Genomic DNA, 17194 nt, shown 5'->3' with positions numbered 1-17194 from the left:
AGCCTGTGCTTTCCTCAGATCGATTTAGGTTACCGGCAACAACCGGACAAAGTAGGATTTAAGATAATCGGTTTCCGGTATCGCGGGATGAACAGGATGATCACCGCCCTGATGACCTTGATCGAAGATCTGTGCTTGGCGATCCAACGCCCGACTTTCTGAACGGATAATATCCACCAGCCGTTCACGCTGTAGATGCATTGAGCAAGAAGCTGAGATCAATACGCCATTTTTAGCCACCAGCCGCATCGCCAACTGATTGATTCGCTTATAGGCTTGTTCGCCATTACGAATATCTTTACGTCGCTGAATAAAGGCCGGTGGATCAACAATCACTACGTCAAACTTTTCGCCCTCTTCCAACAGCATTTTACAACCATCGAAAGCATCCCCCTGAATGCTGGTAAAACGCTCTGCGCCACCGTTCAACTGAGCATTTTCCTGCGCAACATCCAAGGCAAATTCAGAGGCATCCAAGCAGGTTACGTGCTCAGCACCAGCCGCCAACGCCTGCACACCCCAGCCACCGATATAGCTAAACAGGTCTAACACCCGTTTGCCTTCAACATGCTGCTGCATCCGCGCACGGTTTAAGCGGTGATCATAAAACCAACCGGTCTTCTGCCCTTTATGTACAGGGGCCAAAAATGACACACCGTTCTCTTCAAAAGGCACTAGTTCAGGGACTTCACCAAAGGCCACCTCAGAATAGCTTTCCAACCCTTCCGTCTGGCGCATTTTGCCATCATTGCGGAAGAGAATACCCTGCGGCTTAAAGACCTTCTGCAAGGCTGCCACGATATCCTCTTTAAATAGCTCCATCCCCGCCGTTGAGATCTGCACGACAAAAATATCAAAGAACCGATCGATCACTAAGCCTGACAAACCATCACTGTCACCGAACACAAGGCGATAACAGGGCTGATCAAAACAAGCTTCACGCAAGGACAACGCAATCTTCAAGCGATGAACAATCAAAGAGCGATCCAGCGGAATCTTCACGCTACGACTCACCAGACGGCCACAGATTAATGAATTAGGATTAACGTACGCCAATCCTAATGGCTTGCCTGCAGAGCTTTCCACGACCACCTGCTCACCCGGAGAAAACTGTTTCAACGGCGTAAGCTGCGTATTCACTTCATTGCTGTAGATCCAGACATGGCCACCGCGTAGACGCTTATCAGCGCCCGAATTCAAACGTAGTTGTTGCAAGGAGAGTTACCCTCTGTAAGACAGTTATTAGGTGGACAGTTAGCAGAAAATCCTGCTGGCCCAGAAAACAGAAAGCCCCGCAGTGGCAGGGCTTAGTTATACATGATCAACACAAGGATCAGCTTTCGGCTTCACACAACTCCGCGTAACCGTCAGCATCCAACAGATCATCAACTTCAGTGGTATCAGACAGACGCAAGCGAACAAACCAGCCATCACCATAAGGATCGCTGTTTACTAACTCAGGGGCATCTTCCAAATCACCATTGATGGCGAGGATTTCACCACTTAAAGGCGCATAAACATCGGATGCGGCTTTAACCGACTCAACCACACCGAGGTCATCACCGGTAGCAAATTCAGCGCCGACTTCTGGCAGCTCAACAAACACTACATCACCCAGAAGATCTTGGGCATGATCAGTAATACCGATAGTTACAACACCATCACCCTCGTCACGGATCCACTCATGGCTGGCAACATACTTCAGATCGCTTGGGATATCGCTCATTTTCTCTTTCCTACTGTGAGAGTTTATGAATACACTTTCTCGCCATTGCGAACAAATGACGGTTTAACTACTTTTACTTCTACCAGTTTGCCACGCATATCAACATGGCAAGTATCCGCTATATCAGCCGATACCCGGGCCATTGCAATCGAACAACCCAGTGTTGGCGAGAAAGAACCGCTGGTAATTTCACCGGCTTCCTCACCATTAATCATGACCTTTTGGTGGCTACGCAGCACGCCTCGACTTTCGAGCACCAAACCGACCAGTTTCTGTTTTACACCAGTCTCACGCTGTTTTTCAAGCGCTTTACGGCCAACAAAATCCCGTTCTGCAGGCTCCCAAGCGATTGTCCAACCCATATTGGCCATCAGTGGAGAGACTTTCTCATCCATGTCCGAACCATATAGATTCATACCCGCTTCAAGCCGCAAGGTATCACGCGCACCTAATCCACAAGGCGCCACACCAGCATCAGCCAAGGCTTGCCAGAAGTCTGCAACATACTCCTCTGGCACCATCACCTCAAGCCCATCTTCGCCAGTATAGCCTGTTCTGGCAAAAAACCAGCCTTCGGACTCACGCCCCTGAAACACCTTTAAATCGTTAATCAACTTAACGCGCGCTTCACTCAGTACCGAGGTTACCTTTGCCAACGCATTCGGCCCCTGAATGGCCACCATCGCCAATTCAGGACGTTCCGTCAAGGCAACGTTATCGAACTGGGCGGTATGATCCGCCATCCAGCGTAAATCTTTTTCACGGGTACCACAATTAACCACCACCCGGAACCACTCACCGGTGACATCAGGCTCAGTCATGAGATAGACGATCAAGTCATCAACCACACCGCCGGTTTCATTCAACATACCACTATAGAGCGCTTTACCCTGCTCTTGTAGTCGGATGACATCGTTCGCCAGTAGATAACGCAGATACTCTTTCGCATCGGCGCCGGTGACATCTACTACGGTCATATGAGAAACATCAAACATACCCGCATCGCTACGGACGATATGATGCTCTTCAACCTGAGAACCATAGTGGATTGGCATATCCCAACCACCAAAGTCCACCAGCTTGGCATTCATCTGTAAATGCTTGTCGTAAAGTGCCGTTTTCTGTCCCATCATTCGTAACTCACTTATCCTGAGCGAATAACTGATCGCTCTGTAGCTGACGCTATTAATTGTTATTCAGCAATAAAGCTAAGGGCTGTTTTTAAAAAGGGCAGACAATGTATATAGAATCAAGCGCCAGTGCAAATTTTCGCTTTGATTCCCGCGGGTCTTTTAGGCTAATGCAGCACTTGATAGCAGCCCCGCAAATAGCCTTACTCTTTCACCGGCCGGCGCGCCAAACGCGGCAGCGGCCCAGATAAACCCATGGCCTGCTGTACAATATGATTTTTCACCGGCGAACATCGATTCATTAACGTCATACCGGTATTACGCAACAACCGTGGCAATGGACCTTCTGCATTGAACAGTCGCTTAAAGCCTTCCATCGTCGCGGCCATCTGCAAATTTTCACTTTGCCGGGCACGCTGAAAACGACGCAAGTGATATTCACTATGCCAATCGACGCCGTCTTTAAGTCCTTCGAGAATCGTCTCCGCTAACGCAGCCGCATCCATCAAACCAAGGTTCACTCCCTGCCCTGCCAATGGGTGAATCGTATGGGCCGCATCGCCAATGGCCGCAAAACCAGCTTTCACATACTGCTTAGCATGCCGCTGACGTAGAGGAAAAACAGCCCGAGGGTCGGTGTGTGTTATACGCCCTAAACGCCCCTCGAAAGCACGTTCCAACGCCAGACAAAACGCATCATCATCCAGTTCCATCAACGCTTTAGCGTGATCCGGCGAGGTTGACCAAACAATTGAGCTAAGATGACTATCTGACAGTGGTAGAAATGCCAACGGCCCATCCTCGGTAAAACGCTGCCAGCAGGTTGCCTGATTGGGCAACTCAGTCGTAACCGTCGTAACGATAGCATGATGGCCGTAGTCCCACTCCCACATGCCGATACCGGCTAACCGGCGAGTATTCGACAGAGCCCCATCGGCGGCTACCACACAGCATGACTGCAAGGTTTCGCCATTGCTAAGGGTCAGTGTACGTAGTCCCTCAGTATCGGGCTCTGAAAGCTCAGTCAGCGCCACAGCCTCCGATAATTGGCAATGAGGCAAACGAGTAATATGCTGCAACAGAGCCGCCTGAGTCACTCGATTTTCAACAATATGACCTAAACAGGGTTCATGCAGCTCGGTACAATCGAAGCGTATCGCCCCAGTACCCTCACCATCCCAAACATCCATCGCTCGGTAAGGCATCAGTCTCATCTGTTCGATCTGCGGCCAGACACCCGCAACCGTTAAGACTTGTTGTGACGCAATCGTCAACGCACTCACCCGAGGATCATAACCTTGCGCTCGTTGAGACTGCTCCCAGGTCAACGCCTGCGCCGCATCAACCTCTCGGCTTTCTAGAATGCGGATACTTAGGCCACTTTCCGCCAGCAGTGCAGCCAACGTTAGCCCCACCATACCAGCACCGACAATCACCAGATCGGTTGTGTTATCTTGTGTCATTTGAGTCCTCACAGACGGCTGATCTAAAGCCAAACGATAGGCAACGCCTCAGCGTAGATCCGGCGTCGGTTGATCCAGCCCCATCGCGCTACGGGCAAAGACCGTTTTCGCCATGGGACAGATATCCATCAGTTGCAAACCAGCACTACGACCAAGCGCCAGTAACGGATTGTCATTTGAAAACAACTGCATCGTTTTATCACTAAAACCGATCGTTTTTTGCTGATCTTTACGTACTCGGTCAGCAAACCGTGTTAGATGGTTGATATCCCCGAGGTTAACCCCCGCTTCACGCGCCTCTATTAGCTCCGCCGCCAAAGCGACTACTCCGCGCAACGCTAGGTTATAGCCTTGACCGGCGATCGGATGCAATGCATGGGCAGCATTACCTAAAACGATTAATCCTCGTCGAACCTGTTCATCAGCAACGCTTAGCTTAAGAGGGTAGCTAAAACGCTCGCCCACCTTAACAAACACCCCGGCACGATAACCAAAACGTTCATGTACCCGCTCGATAAACTGTGGATCCGTCAATCCAAGAATCTCATCTATCTGTTCATCGGGAACCGTCCACACCAGCCCCATCCGGTGAAGACGCTGTCGAGACACATCACCACTTAACGCAGAGTCTTCAAGGGGTAATAGCGCGATCGGACCGGTATCGGTAAAACGCTCATAAGCAATATTGTCATGCCCAGTTTCAGGGCTGATATTAGCGACTACCGCATGCTGTTGATAACTTTTCTGCTGATAACCGATGCCCAACTGCTCACGCAATCCTGATCGACCACCATCGGCCATCACCACCAATTCAGCGGTGATCTGTTGAGCACCGTCTGATGTCGTCAACGAGACTCTCATCAAATCATCATCTGACTCAACATCGGTGACTTCTGCGGGACACAGTAGATCAATCGGTGCCGCATCGTCCTGCGCCAAACGGTTCATCAACACCCGTCCCAGCCAATGATTTTCCACCACATAACCCAACGCCGCGACATGCTCATCCTGAGCATTCAACCGTGTAGCGCCAAAGCGCCCTTTATCAGATACGTGGATATGGGTAATGGGGCAGAGATGCTCTCGCAGCTGCGACCAAATACCTATCTGCTCATAGATCAAACGACTGCCATAGGACAGTGCCGTCGAGCGGGTATCATAGCTTGGCTGATATTCCGCGCTACCCGCCTCTGGCATAGGAAAAGCTTCGACCACCGCGATCGACAACCCCAAACGCTGCGCGGCCGGAATGAGTGAGGCTGCTAGGCTTCCGCCCACCATTCCACCACCAATGATTATAATATCGTAATGCTGTTTCATAACGGCCCGGATTGTTAAGACTTAACGTCGCGTTGATCGCAAAGGAGACAGCACGCTCTTCATACTGAGCGGCTCATCAATGCTTCGATCTCGTCAACACCTTTTGGCGCAGCGGCACTGAGCACCTCATAACCATCCTCAGTCACCAACACATCGTCCTCGATGCGAATACCGATACCGCGCCACTTTTCATCAACACTTTCATTCTGTGGTGATACGTAGATCCCCGGCTCGACGGTCAAGACCATACCGGACTCTAATGAGCGCCACTCACCATCAATCTTGTAGTCACCGACATCATGAACATCCATACCCAACCAGTGACCGATACGGTGCATGTAAAATTCTCGATACGCACCGGTTTCAATCAAATCTTCAGGATCACCGTGCAGTAAACCTAGATCGATCAAACCATGCGTTAACACTTCTACCGACTTATCATGGATACAGATCCAAGGCACTCCAGGGCGTATGGCTTCTATACAGGCCAATTGCGAGGCCAGCACCAATTCATATAGGGCTTTCTGTTCGACACTGAATTTACCAGAAACGGGGAATGTCCGGGTAATATCGCCGGCATAGTAATCCAACTCACAACCGGCATCGATCAGCACCAGATCGCCCTCTTTCAGCACATCTTGGTTCTCGGTGTAATGCAATACACAGGCGTTATCACCACCGCCAACAATCGAAGAGTAAGCAGGTAAGCGACAGCCGTTCATCGCAAAGTGATGGGTAATCTCCGCTTCTAGCTGGTACTCCGTCAAACCAGGCTTACAAACTTGCATCGCCCGAACATGCGCTTCAGCAGAGATACGTCCCGCTGCCCGCATCAAATCGGCCTCCTCAGCCGATTTAAACAGTCGCTGCTCATGTAACAGTGTATCTAACATCACCATTTCGTTCGGTGCTTCTGCGCCGAGCCGAGTATTTTTACGAATGCCATTCAACCAACCATGCACCTGGGTATCGAGGTGCTCATGGGTACCAATGGAGTAATAGAGTCGCTCCTTACCCTGCAGCAGCTCAACCATACGCTCGTCCAGCTCAGCAATAGGGTAAGCATGATCCGCACCATACTGGTTACAAACACCCAATGGCCCTGCACGATAACCATGCCAGATCTCCATTTCAGGATCACGGTCACGGCAGAATATTACCACCTGACCAAGATTCTCACTGGGGATTAACACCAACAGCGCATCCGGCTCATTGAAGCCGGTTAAGTAATAAAAATCACTGTCTTGCCGAAATGGATATTCCACATCTCGGTTTCGAGTCACTTCGCTTGCCGAGGGTACAATCGCAACACTGCCGGGGCTCATCTTATCCATCAATTGCTGACGACGGAGGGCAAAACCTGACTGACTAATTCGCATCGTAAAAATCACTCCCTGTTAGTGAAGAGTCGCACCTGATGCAGACTCCTGTTCCGGCGGGGCATTGAACTCGCCATAAATCATCATAGAAGAGATACGTACATATTCCTGTAGCTCCATCAGATCCGCCTCATTGTCTTCATCGGCATCCGGCTCCAGTTCAATCTGGGCAATCTGCGCCATATCCGCCAGCGCCTCTTTCAACTCGCTGGAAAGCGACTCGTTGGTATGCCCACCTTGCAGACCAAAGCCGCTCAGATAACCCTGACACCAGCAACCCAAGGCTTCTGCCCGTTCGGCCATCGACAGATCATCATCAGGCAGCAACAGCTGAAAACTGAAATCGCTCTGTTCAAGTTGTGCCACCACACCATCATAGAGGTCGGTAAACGCCAACTTCGATGACTCATGGCGAAACTCAGTGATGTCGGTCAGCTCCATTGCCAGCTTTAACCAAGCATCGTGGCTAAATCGAGCACCGGCGGCAAGATAGCCGCACAGCAAACCGTGTAATTCGGCGGCACTACTGGTCATACTGTCTTCGGCGATCAGTACATCACATATTTCATAATATTCGGGAAGAAAGTCTTCTGGGGACTGGGTTTCAGGCATGGAGGCGCTACTCTGTATCGGCTTAACTTTTCAGGATTCATATCCTAGCACTTCAACTACAGCGGCACCACGAAACAGCACTCGATTACCAGCCATTTTCAGCTTATTATACGCTCTCTGATAATTGAGTCTGATACCTATGTCTGCGCAAGCGTTCGATAAACTGGAACAACAGATTAATGAGCTGATCCTGCACTGCCAGAAACTTGAGCAGTCTAATCAGGATCTGCAACAACAAATTTCTGCCCTGAAAGAGGAGCGGCATCAACATTTGCACGTCGCTAATCAGACCGATCAGAAACTCGAAGCGATGATCAGTCGCCTTAAAACGCTGGAGCAGCAGGCATGAGCAGTTCTCCCCGCAATATCTCCGTAACCCTGCTAGGTAAAGAGTATGTCGTCGCCTGCCCCCCCGAAGCAGAAGCAGAACTGCTAAAAGCAGCAGCCTATCTCGATAAAAAGATGCAGGATATTCGTGCAGGTGGACGTATCATCGGCTCAGAAAAAGTTGCAGTCATGGCCGCATTAAATATTACCTACGAATTGCAAGCCAACCAAACCGCTGAGCGTGAGGCGGTTAACTCACGTCTCAACCATCTGAGCTTACTGCTTGAAAAAGCATTGCCTGAATAATTTCGAGCCAAGTAACGCGTCTCAGCTTGAATATTTTTCAACCAACAAAAATAACCTTATTTTTCATCTGATTAAATACCCCATTATTTCTCGCAATAGCACATTAAAGTTTTAATTCAAGGCTGACTTTCCATGCTAGAGCGGTATAATGAGATCAGCTCCCTGAGGTTATTGGTAGTTCTGGTTAGTCCCTTGAGCCGATAATCACACCCTTGGAAGCTTCTTGGTTATCTGATGTGCATGTCCGCTTGCCGGAAAGCCTAATTTTAATCTGAAGCTGCCACCTTGAACCTTCGGGTTCAGGGCCGATCCAGCGCCGTAACCCTGGGGAGTCTTTTCCCTTTCCTGTCGTGACAATCAATGAAGCAAGCCAGCGATTTTAAAAAAAACCTGCGTCGTCAGATGCGTAAAATGCGCCGTAACTTACCACCGGCTACACAGCGCCAACACGCTCAAGGTTTACTTTCGACTATTCGTCGACTATCCCAATTTCGCCGTAGCCGCACCATTGCACTCTATCTTGCCAGCGATGGTGAAATCAGCCCCGAGCAGGTGATTCAATACTGCCGCAAACTCGGTAAGCGATGTTTTTTACCCGTACTTCACCCCGTGCGTCATAACCGCCTCTGGTTTATCGAATACACCAAAGATACCGTTTTAGATAACAATATTTATGGCATTAAAGAGCCCGCCTTAGTACAGGCACCACGACGCCCTGCTTGGGCTTTGGATCTCGTATTACTGCCGTTGGTTGCCTTTGATGAAGAGGGCGGACGCCTAGGTATGGGTGGTGGATATTATGACCGAACCTTTTCTTTTAAGCAGGGTTGGCGTAACGGTAGAGGAACGCGCCTGATTGGACTGGCGCATGACCTACAGAAAGTAGATCAACTTAAAACAGAAAGCTGGGATATTCCATTGGAAGGAGTTGCCACCGAGAAACGCTTTTACCACGCCACCCGATAACGATCTTTAGTTATTAAAAGCTTGTCCTACCAAAGATACAAATTCGATATCAGCATGACTGACACCGGTAAACACTGTACCCAAAATAAATACAGCCACCAGTACTACAACGATATCCGGCCCTTTTTTCATTTTTTTTACTGCTCGAAAAAGTTTAGTTCACTAAGTTAAAGCGCATATATTCTTACATACAGAACAAAAAAAACAACCATTTTTACAATGTATTTTTAAGAAGTTATACGCACTTTATCGACAAATGCTTTAAAAGCTTTATAAAAGACATTAAAAAACGAGGAAAAGTTCCATATTTTTACAGAAATTCACAAAAAATACGGGAAAATCGACAAAACTATCGGCATTATCAGCATTGAGAGCAATGTTTGACCGGTAATGATCGCCGACATTAGCGTCGCATCTCCACCTAATTGCCGTGCTAAGACATAAGCAGAAGGCGCCGTTGGCAGCGCACTAAACAGCAATAACACTTGAGCAACCTCAGGAGAGTCGATAAACAATATACAGATAAGCAGCATCACCGCAGGAAACAGCAACAACTTCACCACGCTACTGTAGACCACAGCACCACCCGCTTTACGTAAAGCGGTCAGGTTAAGACCCGCTCCCACCGCCAACAAAGCTAGCGGCAACGCCATACCACTGGCTAAGCCTGCAACCGATGCCACCGCCCACGGCAAGCCGATACCCGACAGGTTCAGAAATATGCCGATAAAGCAGGCAATAATCAGCGGGTTTTTCACAATAGCCCACAAGGCACTCACATAACCTGCGTCTTTGCGGGTATACATACTAAAAATCAAAACACAGAGCAGGTTCAACAACGGTATCATGACCGCAATCATCACCGCAGCAATCGCCACCCCGCTATCACCAAATATCGCCGCGCTCGCCGCCAGACCAACATAGGTATTAAAACGTATTCCCCCTTGATACACCGACGTAAAACTACTGTTCTCTAAAGGTTTTAATCGTTGTATAGCCAATAAAACCACTGTCCCGGCAGACAATAACAAAACCACAGCCAAGGCAACATCCGACACAGGCACCGCACCGACATCGGCCAGACTCAGCTTATGTACTAATAACAACGGAAATAGCAGAAAGTAGATTAACTTTTCGGCGGGTTCCCAAAAACCATCACCAGGAAAATCTATACGCCTGATAATATGCCCGACACATAGCAATGCAAAAACCGGCCATAAGGCCGTGAGAATCTCGCTCATCTGTGTTTATAATCCATTAGAAGCTTGTGTAAATTAACCATCAGGCAGTTCTCGACCGAGGCCTACGGTTTCAGTCCCGATAGCAGGACGGTTTGAATTATGGGATGATCCCTTAACGTTGTCAGCACTTTTTCAGCGATACAACGATATTTCAACGATCCTTCACCATAGCCGTTGATAACCTCAAGCGTATGATAGTTAACCCTGCACATTAACGGTTCAACCCTATATACCGTACAGACGAGCATTACCCTCCGCCATTGCGAAGACAGCAAGCGCCGTCTGAATACCTTTTAAGGAGCAAACAATCATGACACCTCTCGTACTGACCGTCATCGCCCCAGATAAACCCGGTCTTGTGGAACTCCTCTCCCAAACTATCGTGGATAATGGCGGCAACTGGCTAGAAAGCAGCATGTCTCGTCTAGCGGGTAAATTTGCCGGTATTCTGATTGTCTCGGTGGCCGAAGAAAAAGCTGAAACACTGATCGAAGCACTGCAAAAGCTCGAATCACAAGGCCTCAGAGTCATCGTTGCACGTAGCCCAACATATGAAACCTCAGCCGACAGCAACAATATTACACTGGCGCTAATTGGCCATGACAAGCCCGGCATCGTCCGCGAGATATCTCAGGCACTCAGCCGCTTTAATATCAATGTTGAACGCCTCTCAACAGAACTGGTCAGCGGCTCAATGTCGGCCGAAGAGCTATTCAAAGCGGATGCCGACCTTACCGTACCCGCCGGTGTTGATCTGGATGATCTGCAGCAATCACTGGAAGCCATTGCCAACGACCTAATGGTTGATATCACACTAAACTGAGCACCCTAAAGTAAGCCCCGAAGCTAACAAAAAAACCCGCTAATTGGCGGGTTTTGTTTAGCCTAAACCGACTACGAGTGACCGATAGAGAACCTACCCAGCAGTGTTTGCTGCTGCTTAGCGACATCCAGCAAGGTTTGACTACTTTGTGAAGCGATCACCGCGCCCTGAGAGGTTTCAGCCGCCGCAGAATTAATGGCCACCAGCGTCTGACTCACTTCCGCGACCGCTTGCGCTTGCTCATTTGCTGCGGTTTCAATAAAGGTATTTAGGTCACGAATATGCGCCACCGCATCATTCATCGACTGCAACACATTTTGCGACCGACTCGCCTGCTCAACACAGTTTTGTGATTGCTTAAAGCTCTGGTTCATCACCTCGGAAACCCGCTGAATCGCGCCCTGCATATTACCCACCATCTCTTGGGTATCCTGTACCGAAGCTCGAGTGCGGCCTGCCAGCCCTCTAATTTCATCCGCCACCACCGCGAATCCCCGCCCCTGATCACCCGCTCGTGCCGCTTCAATCGCGGCATTCAACGCCAACAGATTGGTTTTATCGGCAATATCCTTAATGGTGGTCAGAATCATCACAATCTGCTCACCAAACGCCGACATTTCGGCACTAACGCCCATCGCCTGATCAATACCATTAGCCTGAGTCTCGATACTGCCAATGGTATCCAGTATTTGCTGACTCACACTCTGACTTAAGGATTCAAATTCATGCACCGCCTGCAAGGTTGTTTTAGTGTGATCGGCGACTTCGGCAACACTGTGCTCCATCTCAACAGCAGCCGATGATGTCTGCTCCAACTTCATACTCTGTTGGTCCATCGACTGCGTGGTTTGCTGACTAATCGCCGCATTACTGTTCGCCACCGTCGATAGTCGTTCCGCCCCTTCTGCCACCTTTTGTAAAATAGTACGCAGCTCTTCAACGACTGAGTTCAGGTAACGACTCAGTTCACCAAACTCATCTTCACGCTCAACCGCAAAGACTACACTCAAATCACCTTGGCGAAAAGATCTCAGCCCTTGATGGATATGCGCTAACGGAACTCGAATCGTCTGCACCAAGACAATCGCAATAATCAACGCAAAAATCACGGAGCCCACCAACAGACCCATGATCCCGATATGACTAAAGTTAACCAGTTCTTGCGCTTCGTTTCGTGCATTACCCGCCAACTGATGATTCGCTTCAATAAACGCCGTCATCGCTGCACGGGCCTGAGTAATCAGGTTATCCGTCTTATTCAGACTCTCAACTAATGCTTTATCCGCCGCTTCTTGCTGACGATAATAATCCACTAAGGCCCCCTCTTCGTAGAGGTGGTTTTTAATAGAGGTGATCGTCCGTTTGAGTAACGGCGCATTAGGGGCGAACGGCTCAATCGCCGTAAACGCCTGCATCAATTCACCCTTACTGTCGGTTAAGGATTGCTGCAGTTTTTCAATATCATGGGTGCGTTGGTAATCTACCAGCTGAAAGCGATGCATTCTAAAAGCAACATTGAGCTCCTGTGCTTTATCAAGCACCTCGGGAGCGACCTCATTTTCATACAGTGACTGGGTCCACAGATTCAGCGTATTGCCCAATGACTGAAAGTCGATCTCCGCCTGACGAGTTTGAAACTCCAGAATCAATGCTTGTTTACGTTCGGCTATCACCTTGTGAGTGATCTCAAAAAACGGCTGACTGACCGCTTCAACCTCTTCCAACGTCGCTTTAAGTTCCGGCTTATCTGCCACTTTCTCAGCGACAAGGGCCTGAGCTTCGTTAAACTTAACAATTTTCGCCTTAACCTCTTTTACCTTTTTACTCAACTCTCGAATCCGGTTTTGTGACAGGGCGGAGAAAAGAGCGGAGTTAACCTCCTCTAGGTAAACCATCTGTTGGAAACTGCCCGACAACGAGGGAATCACCTTATCGGATACGGTAAAAAAGTGATTTGAGATAGCTCGGCTTCCCAGCAAGCCCCCCGCGCCGACAATGACAATAAAAACAACCATCAAAGCAAACCCAGCTGTCAGCTTATGGGTGACATTCAATCTCATGCCCTACTCCTATCTATCACTTTTATTATTTTGTTTTATCCAGCCCATTAACTCTGAACACAGTCTCTGCGTTCAAAGCCATGAAAACCAAGGGAAATATAGAAAAAATCAGTTAAACCTAAACCGTCAAAGAGAACTCATATGCACGACAACGATCGCCAGCGGTGGAGATTAGCTTTTTGAAAAACGCGCAAGTAATGTTTCTTGCTGTTGTGCTACATCGAGTAACTGCTGGCTACTCTCTGAGGCGATCACCGCCCCTTGTGAGATTTCAGCCGCGGCGGTATTAATTTCAACCAGCGTTTGACTCACTTCAGCGACAGCGCTTGCCTGCTCATTTGCAGCACTTTCAATAAACACATTTAGATCTCTGATGTGCGCCACGGAATCATTCATGCTGCTTAATACATTCTGCGATAGGCCTGCCTGCTCAACACAGTTCTGCGTTTGCCGATAACTCAGATCCATCACCTCGGATACCCGCACAATCGCATTCTGCATATTCCCCACCATCTCTTGGATATCTTGCACCGAATCCCGAGTACGGCCAGCCAAACCGCGCACTTCACCGGCCACTACCGCAAATCCACGTCCCTGCTCACCGGCACGAGCCGCCTCGATCGCCGCATTTAGCGCTAATAGGTTTGTTTTATCGGCAATATCCTGAATGGTGGTCAGAATCATTACAATCTGTTCGCCAAACGCTGCCATCTCCGCACTCACACCCATCGCCTGATCAATACCTACTGCTTGGGTTTCGATACTCGTAATGGTATCCAGCATCTGCTGACTCACCCGCTGGCTTAGAGATTCAAATTCATGCACCGCCTGCAGGGTTGTTTTACTGTGCGTCGCCACCTCTGAAACGCTATGTTCCATCTCCACAGCTGCAGCGGCTGTCTGCTCTAACGTCATCGTCTGCTGATTCAGCGCTTGGGTCGTTTGCTGACTGACCGCCGCATTACTATTAGCCACCGTCGACAGTCGCTCAGCACCCTCCGCGACTTTCTGCAATATATCCCGCAACTCGGTTACCACCGAGTTTAGATAGCGACTCAAATCACCGAATTCATCTTCACGCTGAACCTCAAATATCACCCCTAGGTCGCCTTTGCGAAACGCACTCAACCCCTGATGAATATGCGCTAACGGCACCCGAATGGTCTGCACCAAAACAACGGCAATAATCAGTGCAAAGATCACGGCACCGACCGATAAACCAATAATCCACAAGCGTCCCACATACGCTTCTTGATCTGCCTGAGCCTGTGCCTGATCCAGTATTTGATGATTCTTATGAATAAACGCTTCAACCGCTGAGCGGGTCTGATTGATCAGTTGATAAGTGCTTTGTAGCCGTAACGCCTGAGCATTCTCAGCCTTGTCCATTGTCCGTAGATATGCGATCAGCCCCGCATCACCATAAAAGTGCTGCTCAAACGCCATCACATCTTCTTGCTGAGCGGTAAACCGACCCCCTAGACGAATAATATTTTCATAGCCGCTAGGAATATCACCCTGCTTGGTCTGCAGAAACTTATCCAACCGAGTCATGCTTCGAGTGCGGTTAAAATTCATCAACCGAGTCCGAAATATTCGCAGAGTTTTACTCAAATCTTTACCCGCCTTAGCAACGGGCGTGCCTGCATAATCGACCTGCAGCTTGCTCAATGCACCGGACAAAGAGTTATCCAACTTACGCACCTGAATATCTGCATCGATAATATGTCGCTCATTATCGAGAATGTTCCGCTGCTCGACTAATACCTTGTCGGCCAACAAAAAGTACTGACCAATCAATGCGCTCACCCGGTCTAATTCAGCCATCAACTCAGGATTATCAGCGACCCGTTCAGCTATCGCTTGCTGATCCGCCTGAAAAGCGTCCAACTGCTCTTTAAACAGCTCTCGCTGTTGATTCAACTCTCTAACTTGACGCTGTGATAAAGCCGCAAACAGCTCATTATTCGCCTCTTCCAAGCGAACTAACTGATGTAGACCATCGGTTAACGAGGGCACAACATGCTGAGTAACATGTTGAAACTTATATGAAACAGACTGAATAACCTTAAAGCCACCGACACCTACAACGATGATAAACACGACCATAAGAATAAAACCGACGATCATTTTATGAGTGATATTAAGTTTCATCTGTACTCCAGCACCAGGTTGCCATCCGTTGTGTTAACAAAACACCTTGAAAACAAAGCACTTTTTACATATTAAATTTATTCAGTCTAACGCTTAATCGATCAATCTACTCGGTTCTTTCAGCGGAAACTTATCTTAATAACCCAACTTGGGTAGTAAAAACGAAAAAACCCACTATGGCTGACCATAGTGGGCCTGAATAAAACCTTTAAATATTAGCCACGTTGCGCCAACATCTGCTCAGCACGATCACAGGCCTGACGTACTTGGTTCGGAGCGGTACCACCAATATGATCCCGAGCACTAACCGAGCCATCCAGTGTCAGCACATCAAACACATCATCGGTAATCTGATCCGAGAACTGCTGCAGCTCTTCCAGACTCATCTCGCCGAGATCTTTGCTCTCCTCAATACCGTAAGCCACGGCTTTGCCGACAATCTCATGGGCATCACGGAAGGGAATACCTTTGCGTACCACATAATCCGCCAGATCTGTCGCTGTAGAGAAACCACGCAGGGCCGCTTCACGCATGTTGTCACGTTTTGCTTCAATCGCCGGCACCATATCAGCAAACGCCCGCAGACAACCTTTAACCGTATCGATTGCATCAAATAACGGTTCTTTATCTTCTTGGTTATCTTTATTGTAAGCCAGTGGCTGCGACTTCATCAGTGTCAGCAGCGACATCAGATGACCATAGACACGACCACTCTTACCGCGTACCAGCTCAGGCACATCAGGATTTTTCTTCTGCGGCATAATAGAGGAGCCTGTGCAGAAACGATCCGGCAGGTTAATAAAGTTAAACTGCGCCGATGCCCACATCACCAACTCTTCAGAGTAACGGGTCATATGCATCATCATGATGCTAGAGGCGGCACAAAACTCAATCGCGAAATCTCGGTCGGAAACCGAATCCAGTGAGTTTTCGGTCGGTGCAGTAAAGCCCAACAGCTCAGTCGTAAGATGACGATCAATCGGGTAAGTCGTGCCTGCCAGCGCCGCAGCACCTAATGGCAGAATATTGACCCGCTTACGACAATCAACAAAACGCTCATAATCTCGGCTCAGCATCTCAAACCACGCCATCAGGTGGTGCCCGAAAGTCACCGGCTGGGCCGTTTGTAAATGGGTAAAGCCCGGCATAACCGTCTCTGCTTCTTGACGCGCTAAGCCGATGATGCCCTGTTGCAGACGGGTAATCTCAGCCAGCACATTATCGATCTCTTCACGCACATAGAGACGGATATCGGTGGCGACCTGATCATTACGTGAACGGCCTGTGTGTAGTTTTTTACCGGTGATACCGATCTTTTTCGTCAGCGCCGCTTCAATGTTCATATGCACATCTTCCAGTGCTATTGACCATTCAAAGTTGCCATTTTCAATATCAGACTGAATTTCGCTCAGCCCCTGAAGAATATCGGCGCATTCTGCTTCACTCAACACACCCACTTTAGTGAGCATCTTCGCATGTGCGACAGAGCCCTGAATATCCTGCTTATACATCCGCTGATCGAATTGTACCGATGCCGTAAAGCGCGCAACGAAGGCATCCGTTGGTTCATTAAAACGGCCACCCCATTGCTGGTTGGTTTGTTCTTCACTCATGCTGAAACCTCACATCTGTCATCCGCACCGACGGCAAGCGGACCCTGTCCTAAATCAATGGCAGGCATTATACA

The 17194-nt window shown here is 48.9% G+C and carries 15 protein-coding genes and 1 other RNA gene; 5 read left to right on the top strand and 11 right to left on the bottom strand.

The features are described 5' to 3' along the window. Positions 1 to 24: 24 nt before the first annotated feature. The 7 genes from KO512_RS17060 to KO512_RS17030 all read right to left on the bottom strand — a co-directional run bounded on the left by KO512_RS17060 (position 25) and on the right by KO512_RS17030 (position 7630). On the bottom strand, positions 25 to 1215 hold the full coding sequence (locus KO512_RS17060) for a class I SAM-dependent rRNA methyltransferase (RefSeq protein WP_215953550.1): 1191 nt from the start codon (positions 1213 to 1215) through the stop codon (positions 25 to 27). Between the two features lie 118 nt (positions 1216 to 1333). Further along, entirely contained in the window at positions 1334 to 1726 is a 393-nt protein-coding gene (gcvH, locus tag KO512_RS17055) for a glycine cleavage system protein GcvH (protein WP_215953549.1), read from the bottom strand. 23 nt (positions 1727 to 1749) lie between these two features. Further along, positions 1750 to 2856, bottom strand: coding sequence for a glycine cleavage system aminomethyltransferase GcvT (gcvT, locus tag KO512_RS17050; protein WP_215953600.1), 1107 nt, complete (start codon positions 2854 to 2856; stop codon positions 1750 to 1752). 203 nt (positions 2857 to 3059) lie between these two features. Further along, the gene (locus KO512_RS17045; RefSeq protein ID WP_215953548.1) at positions 3060 to 4319 is read right to left on the bottom strand and encodes a UbiH/UbiF/VisC/COQ6 family ubiquinone biosynthesis hydroxylase; all 1260 of its coding nucleotides are present in this window, start codon (positions 4317 to 4319) and stop codon (positions 3060 to 3062) included. A gap of 48 nt (positions 4320 to 4367) precedes the next feature. Beyond that, positions 4368 to 5639: a 2-octaprenyl-6-methoxyphenyl hydroxylase gene (ubiH, locus tag KO512_RS17040; protein WP_215953547.1), complete on the bottom strand. Its 1272-nt coding sequence runs from the start codon at positions 5637 to 5639 to the stop codon at positions 4368 to 4370. 59 nt (positions 5640 to 5698) lie between these two features. Beyond that, positions 5699 to 7018 carry a Xaa-Pro aminopeptidase gene (gene pepP / locus KO512_RS17035; RefSeq protein ID WP_215953546.1) on the bottom strand — a complete coding sequence of 440 codons (1320 nt, stop codon included), beginning with the start codon at positions 7016 to 7018 and terminating at the stop codon, positions 5699 to 5701. A gap of 18 nt (positions 7019 to 7036) precedes the next feature. Continuing rightward, positions 7037 to 7630, bottom strand: coding sequence for a UPF0149 family protein (locus KO512_RS17030; RefSeq protein ID WP_215953545.1), 594 nt, complete (start codon positions 7628 to 7630; stop codon positions 7037 to 7039). A gap of 139 nt (positions 7631 to 7769) precedes the next feature. Between KO512_RS17030 and KO512_RS17025 the strand changes: the two genes are divergently transcribed. From KO512_RS17025 to KO512_RS17010, 4 genes are all read left to right on the top strand, one after another. Then, positions 7770 to 7979 (top strand): cell division protein ZapB, encoded by a 210-nt coding sequence (locus tag KO512_RS17025; protein ID WP_215953544.1) that lies wholly within the window; start codon positions 7770 to 7772, stop codon positions 7977 to 7979. Continuing rightward, a complete protein-coding gene (locus KO512_RS17020) occupies positions 7976 to 8263 on the top strand; it encodes a cell division protein ZapA (protein WP_215953543.1) in 288 nt (95 codons plus the stop codon). Before KO512_RS17025 ends, KO512_RS17020 begins: the two co-directional genes overlap by 4 nt. Positions 8264 to 8419: 156 nt before the next feature. Further along, a non-coding RNA gene (ssrS, locus tag KO512_RS17015) (6S RNA) lies at positions 8420 to 8598 on the top strand. Positions 8599 to 8623: 25 nt separating this feature from the next. Next, positions 8624 to 9229, top strand: a complete 606-nt coding sequence (locus tag KO512_RS17010) for a 5-formyltetrahydrofolate cyclo-ligase (RefSeq protein WP_215953542.1) — start codon at positions 8624 to 8626, stop codon at positions 9227 to 9229. Between the two features lie 320 nt (positions 9230 to 9549). On the opposite strand, the gene KO512_RS17005 is transcribed toward KO512_RS17010, so the two are convergent. Continuing rightward, on the bottom strand, positions 9550 to 10470 hold the full coding sequence (locus KO512_RS17005; protein ID WP_215953541.1) for an AEC family transporter: 921 nt from the start codon (positions 10468 to 10470) through the stop codon (positions 9550 to 9552). Between the two features lie 310 nt (positions 10471 to 10780). Here KO512_RS17005 and KO512_RS17000 point away from each other — a divergent pair, with 310 nt between their 5' ends. Continuing rightward, on the top strand, positions 10781 to 11293 hold the full coding sequence (locus KO512_RS17000) for a glycine cleavage system protein R (RefSeq protein ID WP_252735085.1): 513 nt from the start codon (positions 10781 to 10783) through the stop codon (positions 11291 to 11293). Positions 11294 to 11364: 71 nt separating this feature from the next. Here KO512_RS17000 and KO512_RS16995 read toward each other — a convergent pair whose 3' ends face one another. The 3 genes from KO512_RS16995 to argH all read right to left on the bottom strand — a co-directional run bounded on the left by KO512_RS16995 (position 11365) and on the right by argH (position 17120). After that, entirely contained in the window at positions 11365 to 13353 is a 1989-nt protein-coding gene (locus tag KO512_RS16995) for a methyl-accepting chemotaxis protein (RefSeq protein WP_215953540.1), read from the bottom strand. A gap of 171 nt (positions 13354 to 13524) precedes the next feature. After that, on the bottom strand, positions 13525 to 15507 hold the full coding sequence (locus tag KO512_RS16990) for a methyl-accepting chemotaxis protein (RefSeq protein WP_215953539.1): 1983 nt from the start codon (positions 15505 to 15507) through the stop codon (positions 13525 to 13527). A 215-nt stretch (positions 15508 to 15722) separates the two neighbouring features. Next, positions 15723 to 17120, bottom strand: coding sequence for an argininosuccinate lyase (gene argH / locus KO512_RS16985; protein ID WP_215953538.1), 1398 nt, complete (start codon positions 17118 to 17120; stop codon positions 15723 to 15725). Positions 17121 to 17194 lie beyond the last annotated feature (74 nt).

The sequence above is a fragment of the Amphritea atlantica genome (assembly GCF_018860855.1).
Classification (GTDB): Bacteria; Pseudomonadota; Gammaproteobacteria; order Pseudomonadales; family Balneatricaceae; genus Amphritea; species Amphritea atlantica_A.
Note: the sequence above shows the minus strand (reverse complement) of the source record. Positions and strands in the feature narration are given on the sequence as shown.

Excerpts from the sequence above, each read along its gene's own strand:
- gcvH (WP_215953549.1), bottom strand. The coding sequence starts at position 1,726 with ATGAGCGATATCCCAAGCGATCTGAAGTATGTTGCCAGCCATGAGTGG.
- gcvT (WP_215953600.1), bottom strand. The coding sequence starts at position 2,856 with ATGGGACAGAAAACGGCACTTTACGACAAGCATTTACAGATGAATGCC.
- KO512_RS17045 (WP_215953548.1), bottom strand. The coding sequence starts at position 4,319 with ATGACACAAGATAACACAACCGATCTGGTGATTGTCGGTGCTGGTATG.
- ubiH (WP_215953547.1), bottom strand. The coding sequence starts at position 5,639 with ATGAAACAGCATTACGATATTATAATCATTGGTGGTGGAATGGTGGGC.
- pepP (WP_215953546.1), bottom strand. The coding sequence starts at position 7,018 with ATGCGAATTAGTCAGTCAGGTTTTGCCCTCCGTCGTCAGCAATTGATG.
- KO512_RS17030 (WP_215953545.1), bottom strand. The coding sequence starts at position 7,630 with ATGCCTGAAACCCAGTCCCCAGAAGACTTTCTTCCCGAATATTATGAA.
- KO512_RS17025 (WP_215953544.1), top strand. The coding sequence starts at position 7,770 with ATGTCTGCGCAAGCGTTCGATAAACTGGAACAACAGATTAATGAGCTG.
- KO512_RS17020 (WP_215953543.1), top strand. The coding sequence starts at position 7,976 with ATGAGCAGTTCTCCCCGCAATATCTCCGTAACCCTGCTAGGTAAAGAG.
- KO512_RS17010 (WP_215953542.1), top strand. The coding sequence starts at position 8,624 with ATGAAGCAAGCCAGCGATTTTAAAAAAAACCTGCGTCGTCAGATGCGT.
- KO512_RS17005 (WP_215953541.1), bottom strand. The coding sequence starts at position 10,470 with ATGAGCGAGATTCTCACGGCCTTATGGCCGGTTTTTGCATTGCTATGT.
- KO512_RS17000 (WP_252735085.1), top strand. The coding sequence starts at position 10,781 with ATGACACCTCTCGTACTGACCGTCATCGCCCCAGATAAACCCGGTCTT.
- KO512_RS16995 (WP_215953540.1), bottom strand. The coding sequence starts at position 13,353 with ATGAGATTGAATGTCACCCATAAGCTGACAGCTGGGTTTGCTTTGATG.
- KO512_RS16990 (WP_215953539.1), bottom strand. The coding sequence starts at position 15,507 with ATGAAACTTAATATCACTCATAAAATGATCGTCGGTTTTATTCTTATG.
- argH (WP_215953538.1), bottom strand. The coding sequence starts at position 17,120 with ATGAGTGAAGAACAAACCAACCAGCAATGGGGTGGCCGTTTTAATGAA.